The following is a 15,447-nucleotide window of genomic DNA, read 5'->3' as shown; positions in this document are numbered from 1 at the left end:
ATCCGTTTGTTCTCGGGATCTGCCTTACACTCGTGCTTGCGCTCTATGCCAGTCTCGGCCTTCGGGGCTTTCACGCCCTTGCAAGTCTCAAGACATTGCTGCCAGTGTTGCTGTTCATCTTCGTCGCCCATGTTCTTCTGGTGTCCCGGAGCACAGGCACGGTCGTCGTTCTCAGGCTCGCGACGCTGATCCTGCTTGCGTATCTTGTCACGCTCACCAGCCGGATGGACGCGGTGATCGAGGCACTGCGGCCGTTGTTGCGCCCGTTGCGTGTCATCGGACTTTCCGAGACGCGGGTCGCTCTCGCCATTGCGCTGGTGTTGCGGTTCGTGCCGGTGCTGGCCGGCCTGGGTGCACAACTCTCGGAGGCGCACCGTGCGCGAAGCGGACGGCCCGGACGGTTCAAAGTGGTTGCACCCTTGTGTCTTCAGGCCCTAAATGCCGCCGATCATGTGGCGGAAGCCCTGGCTGCGCGTGGCGGGGTCGATCCGCAACCGGACAATCTTGCAATCACAGGAAACAGGCCTCGTCATGACGGCTGACCGAAGTCTCGTCTATATCGCGATCTTTGCCGCCGTTGTGGGGGCGCTTGGCGTTGTTCCGGGGTTGACGCTTCCGATCGGCGGCGGCGTTCCGGTCACCCTGCAAAGTCTCGGGATCATGCTGGCGGGCGTGGTGCTTGGGCCGGTGCGGGGGGCTGCGGCCGTCTTGCTTTTCCTGTTTCTCCTCGCCGTCGGCATGCCTTTGTTGCCGGGCGGGCGCGGCGGACCTGGTGTGTTTCTCTCGCCATCCGCCGGCTTTATCATCGGTTTCCCTGTCGCGGCATTCGTCTGCGGTGTGGTGATGCGTATCTTCAAGGCCTCTCCTGTCTTTCCCGCAAGTCTTGCCGCAGCCAACATCGGCGGGATCGGGGTGCTTTATGCGTTCGGTATCCCCGGCATCGCGTTTTTCGCCGATCTGCCGATTGCGCAGGCGGCACTGGTCTCGCTGGTCTATCTCCCGGGAGACCTTGTCAAGGCGTTCGGCGTCGCCGTGATCGCCCAGGCGATCGCGCGCGGGCGTCCCGATGCGCTGCTGTCGCGCTTGTGACCGCCGCCGGCTGATGGGATTTGTCGGCGATACGCTCGGACACCATGCAAGTCTGCGCGGCGGCGAGACTGCGCTGGCGTGCGGCGACGCATGTCTTTCCTGGCGCGAGCTTCTTGAAAATTCACGCCGCCTCGAAGAGGCCCTGGGAAACCTCACGGGGTCGCGCGCGCGGATCGGCCTGTCACCACGCCAGCCGTTCGAGGCGATCTGCCTGGTTCTTGCGGTTGCGCGCAGCGGTCGCGTGGCTGTCGTGGCGGACCCAAATCAGACAGGGTTTCCGGCGGCGGACCTCAGTGCCGCGCTTTCGTTTCGGTTCTGGTCGCTTGCCGAACTGGACGACGCCGCGGCTTTGCCCGGAGTCCATAGGCGCGAGATCGATGTTGCTGACGCGGAAGCGCACTCCCCCACAGCGTCTGATCCGTTCTATGTCGGGTTGACGTCCGGTTCGACCGGCCGCCCAAAGGCCTTTCAACGCTCGCACGGCTCCTGGCTGCGCAGCTTTGCTGCCTGCGAGGCGGCCTTCGGGTTGACGTGCGACGACCGGATCGCCGTTCCCGGCAGCCTGTCCCACAGTCTGCATCTCTTCGGGGCGTTGCATGCCCTCCATCTGGGCGCCCGCCTCGACCTTTTCCCGAGATTTCAGCCGCGCAGCATCCTTGACACCCTGAGATCGGCGCGGTCCACCGTGTTGTATGCAACACCGACGCAGCTCGACCTTCTGGTGCGCAGCGCCCGCGCGCAGGGTGTGCGGTTGCCGGACGTGCGGCGGGTTCTCCTGAGCGGTGCAAAGTGGCATGGCGTGGGCGGCGATGCCGCCGACGTCTTTTGCGGCGCGCGGTTTCACGAGTTTTATGGCACATCGGAAACGAGCTTCATTTCCACGCGCAGCGCCGGTGATCCGCCAACCTCCGTCGGGCGTCCCTTCGATGGCGTTTGTCTCGATATCCGCGACGATGCGGGGCGCAGCCTTCCCGCCGGCGAGACCGGTCTGATCCATGTTTCGAGTGACATGACGTTCGACGGATATGTCTATGGGGAGGATCCCGATACCCTGCGCGACGGCAAGTGGTTGAGCGTTGGCGATTGGGGGTATGTTGACGCCACCGGTGCATTGCACCTGCGCGGGCGTCGCTCGCGCATGCTGGTCTGCGCCGGCGTGAATGTGTTTGCCGAGGAAATCGAGGCAGTGCTTCTCAATGCTGATAACGTCGGCGCATGTGCCGTTTTCGGAAGGCCCGACCCCTTGCGGGGGCAGCGTATCGTGGCGGCTTTACGCCCGGAAAACACAGCATCTCCCCTGCTGCCCGACGCGCTGCGACGCCATTGCCTGGCGCATCTCGATCCGATCAAGGTGCCGAGGGCGTTCTACATGCTGGACGACTGGCCGCTCACCGCCGGTGGCAAGCCCGATCTTGTTGCGCTGTCACGTCGGGTCGCAGAGCTGGAAGACGGCGCATGAGTGAAGCCGTTTATCTGGTTTCGGCAAGACGCAGTGCCGTGGTCCCGCGCGGGGGTGCCTTTTCCGGCCTGGATGTGGATGCTCTCGCGGCTCCGGTGCTTGTCAGCGTGCTTGACTCCGCGGGCCTGCCCGCCGCGCGTGTCGACGAGATCATCGTCGGCAACGGGCTCCACGGAGGCGGGAACCCTGCCCGCCGTGCTGCTTTGCTTGCCGGTCTCGGCGAGGAGACACCCGCCCTGACGATCGACCGTCAGTGCTGTTCGGGTCTCGATGCGATCGTGCTCGGGGCGCGCCTGATCGAAAGCGGGGCTGCGGACTGCATTCTGGCCGGCGGGGCGGAAAGCTATTCGCGCGCGCCGCAAAGACATGCGGTCGACCGGGACGGGGCGGTGTCGCCGCAGCCCTACACGCGCCCGCCGTTCACGCCCTGGCCGGAGCGCGATCCCGACATGGCGAGCGCCGCCGCTGCGCTGGCGTTCGAGGCGGGGATCGACGAGGCGCGGCAAGCGGCCTGGGCGGTGGAAAGCCACGCCAAGGCCTTACGGGCCGAACAGATGCGGCGGTTCTTTGATGAACTCGTCGATGTTCCGGGTGGTGCGCGCGATTCCTACATGCGCCGGCTGACGCCGGCGACCTGCCGCCGGTCGCGCGTTCTTGCAACAAAAAGCGGCGTCCCGATCCGTGCCGCGACAGCTGCGGTCTCCGCCGACGCAGCGGCCTTCGTCTGCCTTGTGTCCGCCCGCCTGCTGCGCGATCTCGAAAGGGAGCGCGTCTGCCGCTTCGTCGCCGCGGCGTCGGCTGGATGCGATCCCGGTCTTCCCGGTCTTGCACCGGTTGTCGCGGGTCGAAAGCTTGCCGCCCGCAGCGGGATTGCCTTGAATGCCCTTTGCGTATCGGAAGTGATGGAAGCCTACGCCGCGCAGGCAATCGCCTGTGTCGAGGGGCTCGGTCTTGATCCGCTTGCGGTGAACCGGAGCGGCGGGGCACTGGCTCGCGGACACCCGATCGGCGCCTCGGGCGCGATTCTCGCCGTGCGATTGTTTCACGAGTTGTGCAGGGAGGACGAGGGACGCCTCGGGCTCGCAGCGATTGCCAGCGCGGGTGGTCTCGGCACTGCGGTTCTGCTTCAATCCGCAAGGGCATGATGACATCCCGCCCGGGGCATGGCGGAAAATTGTGCACCTGCGAAAATGCTCTTCCGCCCGCTTCTCATCCCGCATGAGTTTGCGTAGGCTTGGCATGATGAACATGCCACCGCCCGTCTCCGATGATTTCGCCCTGTTCCTCGACTTCGACGGAACCCTGGTGGATATAGCTCCGACCCCGGACGGGGTGAGGACCGCCAATGGACTTGTCGACACGCTCGCCGGCCTGATGACGCAACTCGGCGGAGCCGTTGCAATCGTCAGCGGCCGGCCGATTCGCGAGATCGACGGATTTCTTGATCCCCTGACGCTGCCCGCCGCCGGCTTGCACGGTCTTCAGACCCGGTTTCATTCCGAAGACGAGATCGAAGGCGCGCCGGTCGGGCCGGAGCTTGCGATCCTGAAGGCCGCACTGTCCGGCAGCGGGCTGATCGGGCGGGGCGTGTCGATCGAGGACAAGGGGGCTGCTCTTGCGGTGCACTACCGGATCGCACCCGATTGCGAACAGGCGGTGCTGGAAGTGATGCAGGACGCGATTTCCGAGCTCCCCGACCTTCATCTCGTGCATGGCAAGATGGTCGTGGAGGCAAAGCCCGCCTATCGCGACAAGGGGTGGGCGGTGACCACCTTCATGGAGCGGGCTCCATTTGCCGGGCGCACGCCCGTCTTCGTGGGCGACGATACCACCGACGAGGACGGCATCCGCATTACCGAGGCCATTGGCGGCTTCGGGATCAAGGTTGGCGATGCCGAAAGCCTTGCCCGCTTTCGGATCGCCGACGTCGAGGGTGTTCACCGATGGCTGGCCGGCGGCGTCCCTTCCCACGCGCACCCCAAAAGGAACCGTGAATGATTCCAACTCCTCCGCAATCCCTCGACCTTGCGATTGTCGGCAATTGCTCCTTCGCCGGGCTGATCGACCGGATGGCCCGCGTGGTGTGGTGCTGCCTGCCACGTTTCGACGGCGATCCGGTGTTTCATTCCCTGCTTGGAACACGGGGAGAGGAGGGCGACGGCGCCTTTGCCATCGAGCTTGAAGGCGTCGTGCGCAGCGAGCAGGCTTACGTTGAAAACACCGCGGTCGTCGTGACGCGGTTGTTTGATTCCTCCGGAAACGCCATCGAGATCACCGATTTCGCGCCACGGTTCCACGCCAAGGGACGCATGTTCCGGCCCAATGCGCTGGTGCGCCGGGTGCGGGTCATTGCCGGTCATCCCCGGATCCGTGTGCGGTGCCGCCCACGCTTTGCCTATGGCTCGCGGGAACCTGAGGTCACCTTCGGATCCAACCATGTGCGCTTTGTCGCCAACGGCCTGACCCTGCGGCTGACGACGAATGCGCCGGTCACTTATGTGCGCGACGAAACGCCGTTCCTGATCGACGGGCCGCTGTCCTTCTATCTCGGTCCGGATGAAAGCCTGACGAACCATCCGGACCTGCTGTGCCGCGAGTTCGAAGAGCAGACGACCCATTACTGGCGCACCTGGACGCGCCGTCTCGGTCTGCCGCTGGAGTATCAGGAAGCGGTCATCCGCGCCGCCATCACCTTGAAACTGTGCACCTACGAGGAGACCGGCGCGATCGTCGCCGCGGTCACGACCTCGATTCCCGAGGCGGCCAATACCGAACGCAACTGGGACTACCGCTATTGCTGGCTGCGCGATGCCTTCTTCGTGGTGCGGGCGCTGAACTCGCTCTCCGAAATGGAGACGATGGAAAACTATCTGCGCTACATCAACAATATCGCCTCGATGACCAATGGCGATCACGTGCAGCCGCTTTACGGGATCGCGCTGGAAAAGACGCTGACGGAGACCACTGTCGACCTGCCGGGCTATCGCGGCATGGGACCGGTGCGCGTTGGCAACCAGGCCTATGAACATTTCCAGCACGACGTTTACGGAAACATCGTGCTCGGTGCCTCGCAGGCGTTTTTCGACAAGCGCCTGCTGCACCAGCCGGGCATCGACGACTTCGAGCGGCTGGAGGTCATCGGCGAACGGGCGTTTGCCATGCACGACCAGCCGGATGCCGGACTGTGGGAATTGCGCACGCGCGCGCGCGTCCACACCTCGTCCTCGCTGATGTGCTGGGCGGCCTGCGACCGGCTGGCCAAGATCGCCGGGCAATTCGGCAGGGCGGAACGCGCCCGCCACTGGCACGAACGCGCAGAGCAGATCCGGGCCACGATTCTGAAGCGCGGCTGGAACGAAAAGGTCGGTGCATTCGTTGAAAGCTTCGAGGGCAACGATCTCGACGCCAGCCTGTTGCTCATCGCGGAGGTCGGTTTCCTGCCGGCGAAGGATCCACGCTTCGTCGCGACGGTGGAACGCATCGGCGACAGTTTGAAGCGCGGCCACCACCTGTTTCGCTATCACGCGGCGGATGACTTCGGTGCGCCGGAAAATGCCTTCAACATCTGCACCTTCTGGTACATCGACGCGCTGGCGCGGATCGGCCGCAAGGAAGAAGCCCGGGAGATCTACGAGGCGATGCTTGCCTGCCGCAATCACGTTGGTCTGTTGTCGGAGGATACGACGCCGCAGACCGGCGAGATGTGGGGGAACTTCCCGCAGACCTATTCGATGGTCGGGATCATCAACGGCGCGATGCGCCTGTCGGATGGCTGGGACAGTCTGGTTTGATGCCGCACAGGGCCGAAAGCGTTTCGGGACCGGCGGCGAGCAAGGAGAACGAACATGTCGCGCCTCGTCGTCGTTTCCAATCGTGTCGGCCCGCTGAAGGACACGGGGCAGGCCGGCGGATTGGCGGTGGCGCTCGTCGACACGCTGAACGCCACCGGCGGGATCTGGTTCGGCTGGAGCGGCGAGATCTCCGAGGAAGGCACCTTCGGCAATCTCAAGACCGGCGGCAACAAGAAGGTTTCGCTCCAGACCCTGGACATGACCCAGGCCGATCATGACGAGTTCTACGTCGGCTTCGCCAACAAGACGCTCTGGCCGGTGTTGCACTACCGGCTCGATCTCGCGGTCTTCGACCGACGTCTCGAGGATGGATACCGGAGGGTCAACGAGCGCTTCGCCTCGCGGCTGCGCCCCCTGATTGAGCCCGAGGACACCATCTGGGTGCACGACTATCATTATCTGTCATTCGGTGCGGAACTCCGGGGAATGGAGGTCAACAATCCCATCGGCTTCTTCCTGCATATCCCCTTTCCCGCCCCGGAGGTGCTGGCGGCACTGCCGAATGCGGCAACGCTCGCCCGGCGCATGCTGGCCTATGATGTCGTCGGCTTTCAGTCGACGCGCGATGCCGCCAACTTTCGCCGCTTCGTCGTCGAAGAGCTGGGGGTCCCCGAGGGACCGGACGAGACGCTGATTGCAGACGGCCGCCAGGTGGCGGCGCGCGCTTTTCCCATCGGGATCGACGCGGCCGGCTTCGCGCGCCAGGCGACAACTGTCGAGGCCCGCCGCCAGACGCACCGGATCGAGAAGCTGCTTGCCGGGCGGCACCAGATCATCGGGGTCGACCGGATCGACTACTCCAAGGGGTTGCCGCAACGGTTTCGTGCTTTCGAGCGGCTGTTGGAAGACTACCCCGAAAACAGGGGGCGGGTCAGCATGATGCAGGTCGCGCCGCCGTCCCGCTCCGAACTCTATGCCTATGCCGATATCCGCAGCGAACTGGAGGAACTGACCGGCAATATCAACGGCCGGTTCGCCGATCTCGACTGGACGCCGATCCGCTACATGACGCGCGGCTTCACCCGGCGCGCGCTTGCCGGCATCTACCGGGCAAGCCGGATTGCTTTGATCACGCCGCTGCGTGACGGAATGAACCTCGTTGCCAAGGAATATGTCGCGGCCCAGCGGGGGGAAGACCCCGGTGTCGTGGTGCTGTCGCGTTTTGCTGGCGCGGCGGAAGGCATGCCGGAGGCGGTGATCGTCAATCCCTATTCGGCGGAAGGGGTGGCGGGAGCGCTGCAGACCGCGCTCAACATGCCGCTCGACGAGCGTCGCGACCGCTGGCAGGCAATTTTCGACCGCATTCAGGAAAACGACGCGGCCGCCTGGGCAAAGTCGTTTCTGGACACGCTCAAGGCCTTCGGGCACGCCAACTCGTGAGGGGGATGCCCTGCGAAGCTTCGGAAACACCAAGGGCGCGGCCTCGGCCGCGCCCTTTTTTTGTTTGTGCGAACCGGTTTGACCGCCGCGCTTATTCGGCCGCGTCCGCGCCGATCACGCCGCGGCGGATCTGGTCTTCCTCGATCGATTCAAACAGGGCGCGGAAATTGCCTTCGCCGAAGCCCTCGTCGCCCTTGCGCTGGATGAACTCGAAGAAGATCGGCCCGATCACCGTCTTGGAAAAGATCTGCAGCAGGATCTTGGTGGAGCCGCCGTTCACCACGCCCTCGCCGTCGATCAGGATGCCGTGCGTTTTCATGCGGTCGATCGGTTCGTCGTGGCCCTGCACGCGTTCGTGCGAGCGCTCATAGTATGTGTCGGGCGGGCCGGGCATGAACTTCAGCTCGTTGCCCGCCAGCCGGTCGGTCGATTCGTAGATGTCGTCCGTGCCGACGGCGATGTGCTGGATGCCTTCGCCCTTGTACGTCTTCAGATATTCCTCGATCTGGCTGGTATCGTCCTTGGACTCGTTCAGCGGGATGCGGATCTTGCCGCAGGGCGAGGTGATCGCGCGGCTGACGAGGCCGGTGATGCGGCCGTCGATGTCGAAGAAGTGGATCTGGCTGAAATTGAACAGGTCGCGGTAGAAGTCCCACCACTTGTCCATGTTGCCGCGAAAGACATTGTGGGTCAGGTGGTCGAGATAATAGAAACCGACGCCCTCGGGCTTCGGATCGCGCTCGCCCAGCCACTCGAAATCCGCGTCATAGGCCGTGCCGCCGGTGCCGTAGGTGTCGACGAAATAGAGCAGCGACCCGCCGATACCCACGATGGCGGGAACGTCGAGCGTCTTGTCGTCGCCCTCGTAGGGCGTCGCGCCCTTGGCCACCGCGTGGTCGAAGGCGTGTTTCGCGTCGACGACGCGCCAAGCCATCGACGGGGCGCAGGGGCCGTGTTCATCGACGAAGCGCATGCCGAAGGAGCCGGGTTCCGCGTTCAGCACATAGGTAATGTCGCCCTGACGATAGAGGGTGATGTTGCGGGTCTTGTGTTTCGCGACAGGGACATAGCCCATCCGGCGGAACAGCGCATCGAGCTTTTTCGGCTCGGGATGGGCGAATTCGACGAACTCGAAGCCGTCCGTTCCGGCCGGGTTGTCATCGGTGATCTTCGCCGGGGGTGCGTCGTGCGGAAACGGTCCCATGGTGTCCTCCTCGTTGGTGCTCGCGATTGCAAATCTCACATCCGAGTGTGCCAGATCCACCGTGCACGATGTGTGCAAAGGCGCTTGCGTCGACGGCCAGAATGCACAAAATGTGCGTAAATGTGATACGTGGTGCATTAAATGATTGAAATAGACGGGTTCGATACGAGAATTCTCGCATTCTTGCAGGATGACGCCGCGGTCACGAACCAGCAGCTCGGCGAGCGCATCGGCCTGTCGGCGTCGCAGGTGTCGCGTCGCCGGCAGCGGCTCGAGGAGAGCGGCGTGTTGCGCCGCTACCGGGCCGATATCGACCCCGCGTCGGTGGGCTTCACGGTGGTGGCCTTTGTCGGGGTCGCGCTCGACGCGCACAGCCGACAGAACGCGCGGCGTTTCAAGGATCTGGTGCGCGGCCTGCCGGAGGTGCAGGAAGCGCATGTGATGACCGGCGACATGGACTATCTGCTCAAGGTCGTGGTGCGGGATCTGGCCGCCCTTGCCGGGTTTATCAACGAGGAACTGCTGCCGCATGATTCGGTGCGCAATGTGCGCTCGTCCATCGCCATGGAAACACTGAAGGACGACAATCTCCTGCCATTCCCCGCAGCCATGTAATCCGGCGCTTGCAGCGGCCTCCTTGCGTTCCCATGTCCCGTTTGACGAAACCCGACAGACCGGAGAGACGCGCATATGTTCGACGCGAAACGCTTGCTGGATGAATTCCTTGGGTCAGGTGCTGGCGGCGGCGGCCAGCAAGGCGGCTCCGGTCGTGATGATTATCTGACGCGCGGGCAGGACTATGTGCGCGGAAACGCCGGCGGTCTTGCCGGCGGGGCGCTTGCCGGCGGTCTCGCCGGGATTCTGCTCGGCACCAAGAGCGGTCGCAAGATCGGCAAGAAGGCGGTCACCTATGGCGGCATGGCGCTGGTCGCGGGCCTTGCCTACAAGGCGTATCAGGGATATCGCGCCAACCAGCAGGGCACCCAGCCGCCTCCGCGCGACGAGCCGATCCCGCTCGAGGCACCACGCGGCACCGCCTTCGACCCGGCGCAACAGCCCGGAGGCGAGAATGCCTTTGCCGTCACGCTCCTCACCGCGATGATCTCGGCGGCCAAGGCGGACGGCCATGTCGACCGCGCGGAGCAGGACCGGATCTTCGACAAGATCGACGAGGCCGGCCTCGACAGCGAGGCGAAGGCCTTCCTGATGGACGAACTGCGCGCGCCTCTCGACCTCGACAAGGTCGTGGCCGGAGCGAGCAGCCCGGAAACGGCCGCGGAGATCTACGCCGCCTCGCGGCTTGCCATCGATCCCGATCACGCGGCGGAAAAGGCTTATCTGCAGATGCTGGCCGCGCGGCTTGGTCTCGAGGCTGGTCTGGTCGACGAGATCGAATACGCGGTGCGTGAGGCCGAGCGCATGGAGGCCGGCGCGTAGCGTGCCGGTCGCGGGGGGCGGCGATGACGCGTTGCGGGTCCTCCACCCCCGGGGGGAGCGCCTTCGTTCGTCGGTCTTGACCGGACGGGCGCGGCTGTGCCTCCTATAGCCCGATTGTCGGGCGGGAGGCGTGATGCAGGATCTTGGACATTGGGACTATGTGATCGTCGGGGCGGGGTCGGCCGGCTGCGTGCTGGCGAACCGCCTTTCCGCTGATCCGGACGTGCGCGTGCTGCTTTTGGAAGCGGGTGGCAAGGACGACTACATCTGGATCCACATTCCCGTCGGCTATCTCTATTGCATGGGCAATCCGCGTACCGACTGGGGCTACAAGACCGCGCCCGATCCGGGACTGAACGGGCGCACGCTGTCCTATCCGCGCGGACGGGTGCTTGGCGGATGCTCGTCGATCAACGGCATGATCTACATGCGCGGCCAGGCGCGCGACTATGACGGCTGGCGCCAGATGGGGTTGACCGGCTGGGGCTGGGACGACTTGCTGCCGCTGTTCAGGCGCGGCGAGGACCATTACGAGCGGTCCGACGAGATGCACGGCCAGGGCGGCGAAACCCGGGTCGAACAGCAGCGGCTGTCATGGGAAATTCTCGATGCCGTGCAGGATGCCTGCGCGGAGGTCGGTATCCCGAAGGTCGAGGATTTCAACGGCGGCGACAATTTCGGCTCGTCCTATTTCCAGGTGACGCAGCGCAGCGGCGTGCGCTGGACGGCGGCCAAGGGATTCCTGCGCCCGGCTGCCTCACGGCCCAACTTGCGGGTCCTCAGCAAGGCGCAGGTGTCGCGGCTCGAAGTATCCGAGGGCCGCGTCACGGGCGTGATGCTTGCCGTCGACGGGGAGCCTGCCCGGGCGCGGGTCGATGGCGAGGTTGTGCTTTCCGCCGGCGCCATCGGGTCGCCGCAACTGCTTGAGCTGTCCGGGATCGGCGACCCGGCGGTTCTCTCCCGCCACGGCATTGCTCCCCTGTGCGCCCGCCCCGCCGTCGGCGCCAATCTCCAGGATCATCTGCAGATCCGCACGATCTTCAAGGTCAAAAACGCCACGACGCTCAACCAGCTTGCTTCCACCTGGTTCGGCAAGGCGAAAATCGCGGCCGAATATGCGCTGAAGCGCTCCGGTCCGATGTCGATGGCGCCGAGCCAGCTCGGCGTCTTTGCCCGGTCGGACCCGGCGTTCGAGACCCCCAATATCGAGTATCATGTGCAGCCCTTGTCGCTCGATCGTTTCGGCGAGCCGCTTCATCCCTTCCCGGCGATCACCGCAAGCGTGTGCAATTTGCGCCCGGAAAGCCGCGGGCATGTCCATATCACGTCGGCCGACCCGCGCGCGCAGCCGGAAATCCGGCCGAACTACCTGGCGACGGAGGGCGATCGCAAGGTCGCGGCCGACAGCATCCGGCTGACCCGCAGGATCATGCAGGCCCAGGCGCTGGAGCGCTATTCGCCGGTGGAGCACCTTCCCGGATCGGCGGTGAACAGCGACGAAGACCTGGCGCGTGCCGCCGGCGATATCGGCACCACCATCTTTCATCCCGTCGGCACCTGCCGGATGGGCGCGGACGAGGGGTCCGTCGTCGACGAACGGCTGCGGCTGCGCGGTCTCGGCGGCTTGCGCGTTGCCGATGCGTCGGTGATGCCGGCGATCACCTCCGGCAACACGGCGGCACCGACCATGGTGATTGCCGAAAGGGCGGCCGACATGATCCGTGCGGATCGGCGTGAATGACGTTACGGAAGGGTTTGTTCCTTCCGCAACGTCTGCCTAAACTCCGTCGATGAGGTTCTTCACACGCAAGGCATGGCGCGGCGCGCTGTATCCGGGAATGGTGGTTGCGGCGGCCGCGATCACGCTCGGCATCGGCTGGATGACGTGGACGGCGGGCACGCGGCTGTTCATTGCCGAGGTGGAGACGCGTACCCAGGCGCTTCTGTCCGTTCAGACCGCGACCCTGGAGCGCCACCTCGACAAGTTCCGTCTGTTGCCGCCGCTGCTTGCGCTGCGGCCGGATATCCAGTCGCTGATCGGCACGCGCGACCGCGCGCAGGGGGAGCGCGTCGCCGCCGTCGTCGCCGGCATGTCCGGCGCGCAGGAAGTCGCCTTTCTCGACGATACCGGCAATCTGATCGCGTCGAGTTACATGGAGCCGCGGTATCGTGCCCCTGCCGCGCAATGGTTCGCCTCCATTCCGTTGACCGATGCGTTTCAGGGACGGCTCGGACGCGCCTATCGGCCGGGCGCCTTTGACGGCGCGCCGGGCAGCTATCTCTTTGCCTCCGGCGTGCGAAACGGGGTTTCGGTCGCTGGCGCGGTCATGGTGCGGGTCGGGCTTGCGGAGGTGGAGCAGGCGTGGGCCTTGAGCAAGGGGCCGCTGGTGGCAATCGATGCCGGTGGACGGATCGTTGCCACCAATCGTGCAGACTGGCGGGGCAAGACGTTCTCGCAGGTTCTTGCCTCCGCCGGCCGCTTGTCGAGCGGCGCGAGAGCGACACTGGAGGCGGCCTCCGGTGAAGAGGCGGTGCGGGTCGGGCTTCGTGACGGGTCGGTGCAAGAGCCGCATGTCATGATGGCCAGGCGTCTTCCCGTGCTCGACTGGCGCATCGTTGCCTTTTCGAATGCGACCGACGCCCGTTCCCAGGCTATGAAGGCCACCGCGATTGCCGTTCTTGTCTGCCTGCTGCTGTCCGGCATCGGCTGGGTTGCGATCGAGCGTCGCCAGTTGGCGATGCGCCGCATGCGCGAGGACCGGCTGGCGGCCTTGCGGCTTGAGCGCCGTGTGCGCTCCCGCACCAAGGAACTGTCGGCCGCGAACCGTCGGCTGGCCGAGGAAGTGCGTGAGCGTGAGGCCGCGGAGGCGGAGTTGCGCAACATGCAGGCCGATCTGGTGCAGGCGGCGAAAATGGCGACCCTTGGACAGATGTCGGCGGCGCTTTCGCATGAGTTCAACCAGCCGCTTGCCGCGATCCGCTCCAATGCCGAAAACGCTCGACAGTTCCTCGAGCGGGGCAATCCGGAGCGCACCCTCGCCGGCCTCGACCGCATCATCGCCATGGTCGAACGCATGGCGGAGATCTCGCGGGTGCTGAAGGGGTTCAGCCGCCGCGCCGGCACGGAGTTTCGTTCGACGCCGTTGAAGCCGGCGATCGACGAGGCCGTGATGCTGCTGTCGCCACGGTTGAAACAGTCGGGTGCGACCCTCTCGGTTCGTCACGCCGACGGACCACTGGAGGCAATGGCCGGTCATGTGCGCCTTGAGCAGGTGATCCTGAACCTGCTGGCAAACGCGATCGATGCGGTGGGGGAGCGTGACGGCGGTGCGGTGTGGTTGTCCACCCGTGCGCAGGACGGGTGTGCCGTTATCGAGGTGGAGGACAATGGTCCAGGCGTCGCGCCGGAGTTGCTGTCGCGGGTGTTCGATCCCTTCTTCACCACCAAGGACATCGGAAAGGGACTGGGACTGGGTCTTTCGATCGCCTACAAGATCGTCCACGATTTCTCCGGTACCCTCAGCGTGGGGGCTGGCGCGCGCGGCGGGGCGCTCTTCATCGTGCGTCTGCCGCGCGCCGACCAGGTCCGGGATGCTGCGCAGTAGGCGTGAGGAAAGAACGGGCGGGCATGGACAAGGCGACGGTGCTTCTGGTTGACGACGAACCGGACCTGCGCGAAGCGCTCGGCGAGGGGCTTGAGCTCGCCGGCCACAGCGTGATGCCTTTCGCAGGCGCCCAGGGTGTGCTCAAGCATCTTGGCCGCGATCTCTACGGTGTGCTGGTAACAGACATCCGCATGCCGCACACCGACGGTCTGGAACTGATGCGACAGGTGCTCGACATCGATGCCGCGCTCCCCGTGATCCTGATCACTGGTCACGGGGATGTGCCGCTTGCGGTACAGGCGATGCGCGCCGGCGCTTATGATTTCATCGAAAAACCGTTTCCGGTAAGCCGGCTTGCAAATGTGATCGAGCGGGCTCTGGAAAAACGGCGGCTGGTTCTAGAAAACCGGATCCTGCGCGAACAGCTTGCGGACCGCAAGAGCCTGGAAGGACGGCTGGTCGGACGGTCACCCGCGATGGAGCGGCTGCGCAGCCTGATTGCGGCACTGGCCGATACCGACGCCGATGTGTTGATCCAGGGCGAGACCGGTTCGGGCAAGGAGGTGGTGGCGCGGGCCCTGCACGAAGAGGGACATCGCCGCAACGGACCGTTCGTGGCGTTGAATTGCGGCGGGCTGCCGGCCGAAATCATCGAATCCGAGCTGTTCGGCCACGAGAAGGGTGCCTTCACCGGAGCTGTGCGACAGCGAATCGGCAAGCTTGAGCACGCGCATGGCGGAACCGTCTTTCTGGACGAGATCGAATCCATGCCCATGGACCTCCAGGTCAAACTGCTGCGGGTGATCGAGACACGCAGCATCGAGCGGCTCGGCTCTAACAGTGTTGTCCCGCTCGACGTGCGCTTTCTTGCCGCGACGAAGGACAAGCTCGAACAGGCGGGAAACGAAGGACGGTTTCGCAAGGATCTTTTCTATCGGCTGAATGTGGTGATTGTCGATGTGCCACCGCTGCGGCAGCGCAAGGAAGACATCCCGCTCCTGTTTCACCATCTTGCCCGGGAGGCGCGCGCCCGCTACCGGCGGGAAATCCCGGATGTTACGCCGGCTTATGTCTCGGCGCTGATGGCGCGCGACTGGCCGGGCAACGTGCGGGAGTTGCGCAACGTTGCGGATCGCTTCGTGCTCGGGCTGGAAAGCGCGGCGGGTCTTGACGGCGACGGCGGCGCGCAAACGCTCGCAGAAAAGGTCGCGGCCTATGAGAGAGCGCTGATTTCCGACGAACTGGCGCGCAACGAGGGCACGCTGAAGGCGACCTACGAGGCGCTGGGCCTGTCGCGCAAGGCGCTCTACGAAAAGATCCGCAAGCACGGCCTGGCAAAGGATGATGAAGATCCCGAGGATCCGAACGCGCTTTAGGCTGCGGCCTCCGTTCACGGGTCCGCACTCTGGTCGCCTGTCGGAG

Annotated in this window: 13 protein-coding genes (1 of these 13 only partly in view); 12 read left to right on the top strand and 1 reads right to left on the bottom strand. The window is 64.9% G+C overall.

Features of this window, described 5'->3' with window-relative positions; genetic code table 11:
- The 7 genes from BLU32_RS16185 to BLU32_RS16155 form a co-directional block, all read left to right on the top strand.
- Nucleotides 1-542, top strand: the 3' portion of a protein-coding gene (locus tag BLU32_RS16185) for an energy-coupling factor transporter transmembrane protein EcfT (RefSeq protein WP_093808641.1). It extends 106 nt beyond the left edge of the window; only the last 542 of its 648 coding nucleotides appear in the window; its start codon lies off the left edge, out of view; its stop codon occupies nucleotides 540-542.
- Entirely contained in the window at nucleotides 532-1,089 is a 558-nt protein-coding gene (locus BLU32_RS16180; protein ID WP_093808639.1) for a biotin transporter BioY, read from the top strand. The genes BLU32_RS16185 and BLU32_RS16180 overlap by 11 nt, the downstream gene beginning before the upstream one ends.
- A 13-nt stretch (nucleotides 1,090-1,102) precedes the next feature.
- Nucleotides 1,103-2,548: an AMP-binding protein gene (locus BLU32_RS16175; protein WP_172838580.1), complete on the top strand. Its 1,446-nt coding sequence runs from the start codon at nucleotides 1,103-1,105 to the stop codon at nucleotides 2,546-2,548.
- The gene (locus BLU32_RS16170; RefSeq protein WP_093808635.1) at nucleotides 2,545-3,693 is read left to right on the top strand and encodes a thiolase family protein; all 1,149 of its coding nucleotides are present in this window, start codon (nucleotides 2,545-2,547) and stop codon (nucleotides 3,691-3,693) included. The genes BLU32_RS16175 and BLU32_RS16170 overlap by 4 nt, the downstream gene beginning before the upstream one ends.
- A 97-nt stretch (nucleotides 3,694-3,790) precedes the next feature.
- Complete coding sequence (otsB, locus tag BLU32_RS16165) at nucleotides 3,791-4,546, top strand: trehalose-phosphatase (protein WP_208976902.1); 756 nt, start codon at nucleotides 3,791-3,793, stop codon at nucleotides 4,544-4,546.
- Nucleotides 4,543-6,339 carry a glycoside hydrolase family 15 protein gene (locus BLU32_RS16160; RefSeq protein WP_093808633.1) on the top strand — a complete coding sequence of 599 codons (1,797 nt, stop codon included), beginning with the start codon at nucleotides 4,543-4,545 and terminating at the stop codon, nucleotides 6,337-6,339. The genes otsB and BLU32_RS16160 overlap by 4 nt, the downstream gene beginning before the upstream one ends.
- A 54-nt stretch (nucleotides 6,340-6,393) precedes the next feature.
- Complete coding sequence (locus tag BLU32_RS16155) at nucleotides 6,394-7,779, top strand: trehalose-6-phosphate synthase (RefSeq protein WP_093808631.1); 1,386 nt, start codon at nucleotides 6,394-6,396, stop codon at nucleotides 7,777-7,779.
- Nucleotides 7,780-7,870: 91 nt separating this feature from the next.
- Here the strand turns inward: BLU32_RS16155 and hppD are convergent, their stop codons facing one another.
- Complete coding sequence (hppD, locus tag BLU32_RS16150) at nucleotides 7,871-8,983, bottom strand: 4-hydroxyphenylpyruvate dioxygenase (RefSeq protein WP_093811167.1); 1,113 nt, start codon at nucleotides 8,981-8,983, stop codon at nucleotides 7,871-7,873.
- 141 nt (nucleotides 8,984-9,124) lie between these two features.
- Here hppD and BLU32_RS16145 point away from each other — a divergent pair, with 141 nt between their 5' ends.
- From BLU32_RS16145 to BLU32_RS16125, 5 genes are all read left to right on the top strand, one after another.
- Nucleotides 9,125-9,598 (top strand): Lrp/AsnC family transcriptional regulator, encoded by a 474-nt coding sequence (locus tag BLU32_RS16145; RefSeq protein ID WP_093808629.1) that lies wholly within the window; start codon nucleotides 9,125-9,127, stop codon nucleotides 9,596-9,598.
- Between the two features lie 75 nt (nucleotides 9,599-9,673).
- On the top strand, nucleotides 9,674-10,420 hold the full coding sequence (locus BLU32_RS16140) for a tellurite resistance TerB family protein (RefSeq protein ID WP_093808627.1): 747 nt from the start codon (nucleotides 9,674-9,676) through the stop codon (nucleotides 10,418-10,420).
- A 133-nt stretch (nucleotides 10,421-10,553) separates the two neighbouring features.
- Nucleotides 10,554-12,161 carry a GMC family oxidoreductase gene (locus tag BLU32_RS16135; protein ID WP_093808626.1) on the top strand — a complete coding sequence of 536 codons (1,608 nt, stop codon included), beginning with the start codon at nucleotides 10,554-10,556 and terminating at the stop codon, nucleotides 12,159-12,161.
- A gap of 49 nt (nucleotides 12,162-12,210) precedes the next feature.
- The gene (locus BLU32_RS16130; protein ID WP_093808625.1) at nucleotides 12,211-14,025 is read left to right on the top strand and encodes an ATP-binding protein; all 1,815 of its coding nucleotides are present in this window, start codon (nucleotides 12,211-12,213) and stop codon (nucleotides 14,023-14,025) included.
- Nucleotides 14,026-14,048: 23 nt separating this feature from the next.
- Nucleotides 14,049-15,401 (top strand): sigma-54 dependent transcriptional regulator, encoded by a 1,353-nt coding sequence (locus tag BLU32_RS16125; RefSeq protein WP_093808623.1) that lies wholly within the window; start codon nucleotides 14,049-14,051, stop codon nucleotides 15,399-15,401.
- Nucleotides 15,402-15,447 lie beyond the last annotated feature (46 nt).

Origin of the sequence: Stappia sp. ES.058 (assembly GCF_900105595.1) — a bacterium.
In the GTDB taxonomy this organism is placed as follows: Bacteria; Pseudomonadota; Alphaproteobacteria; order Rhizobiales; family Stappiaceae; genus Stappia.
The sequence above is the reverse complement of the archived record's forward strand: the minus strand, read 5'-3'. Positions and strand labels throughout refer to the sequence as shown.

Bases quoted from the DNA above. Each gene is read 5' to 3' on its own strand.
- BLU32_RS16180 (WP_093808639.1), top strand. From the start codon at position 532: ATGACGGCTGACCGAAGTCTCGTCTATATCGCGATCTTTGCCGCCGTT.
- BLU32_RS16175 (WP_172838580.1), top strand. From the start codon at position 1,103: ATGGGATTTGTCGGCGATACGCTCGGACACCATGCAAGTCTGCGCGGC.
- BLU32_RS16170 (WP_093808635.1), top strand. From the start codon at position 2,545: ATGAGTGAAGCCGTTTATCTGGTTTCGGCAAGACGCAGTGCCGTGGTC.
- otsB (WP_208976902.1), top strand. From the start codon at position 3,791: ATGAACATGCCACCGCCCGTCTCCGATGATTTCGCCCTGTTCCTCGAC.
- BLU32_RS16160 (WP_093808633.1), top strand. From the start codon at position 4,543: ATGATTCCAACTCCTCCGCAATCCCTCGACCTTGCGATTGTCGGCAAT.
- BLU32_RS16155 (WP_093808631.1), top strand. From the start codon at position 6,394: ATGTCGCGCCTCGTCGTCGTTTCCAATCGTGTCGGCCCGCTGAAGGAC.
- hppD (WP_093811167.1), bottom strand. From the start codon at position 8,983: ATGGGACCGTTTCCGCACGACGCACCCCCGGCGAAGATCACCGATGAC.
- BLU32_RS16145 (WP_093808629.1), top strand. From the start codon at position 9,125: ATGATTGAAATAGACGGGTTCGATACGAGAATTCTCGCATTCTTGCAG.
- BLU32_RS16140 (WP_093808627.1), top strand. From the start codon at position 9,674: ATGTTCGACGCGAAACGCTTGCTGGATGAATTCCTTGGGTCAGGTGCT.
- BLU32_RS16135 (WP_093808626.1), top strand. From the start codon at position 10,554: ATGCAGGATCTTGGACATTGGGACTATGTGATCGTCGGGGCGGGGTCG.
- BLU32_RS16130 (WP_093808625.1), top strand. From the start codon at position 12,211: ATGAGGTTCTTCACACGCAAGGCATGGCGCGGCGCGCTGTATCCGGGA.
- BLU32_RS16125 (WP_093808623.1), top strand. From the start codon at position 14,049: ATGGACAAGGCGACGGTGCTTCTGGTTGACGACGAACCGGACCTGCGC.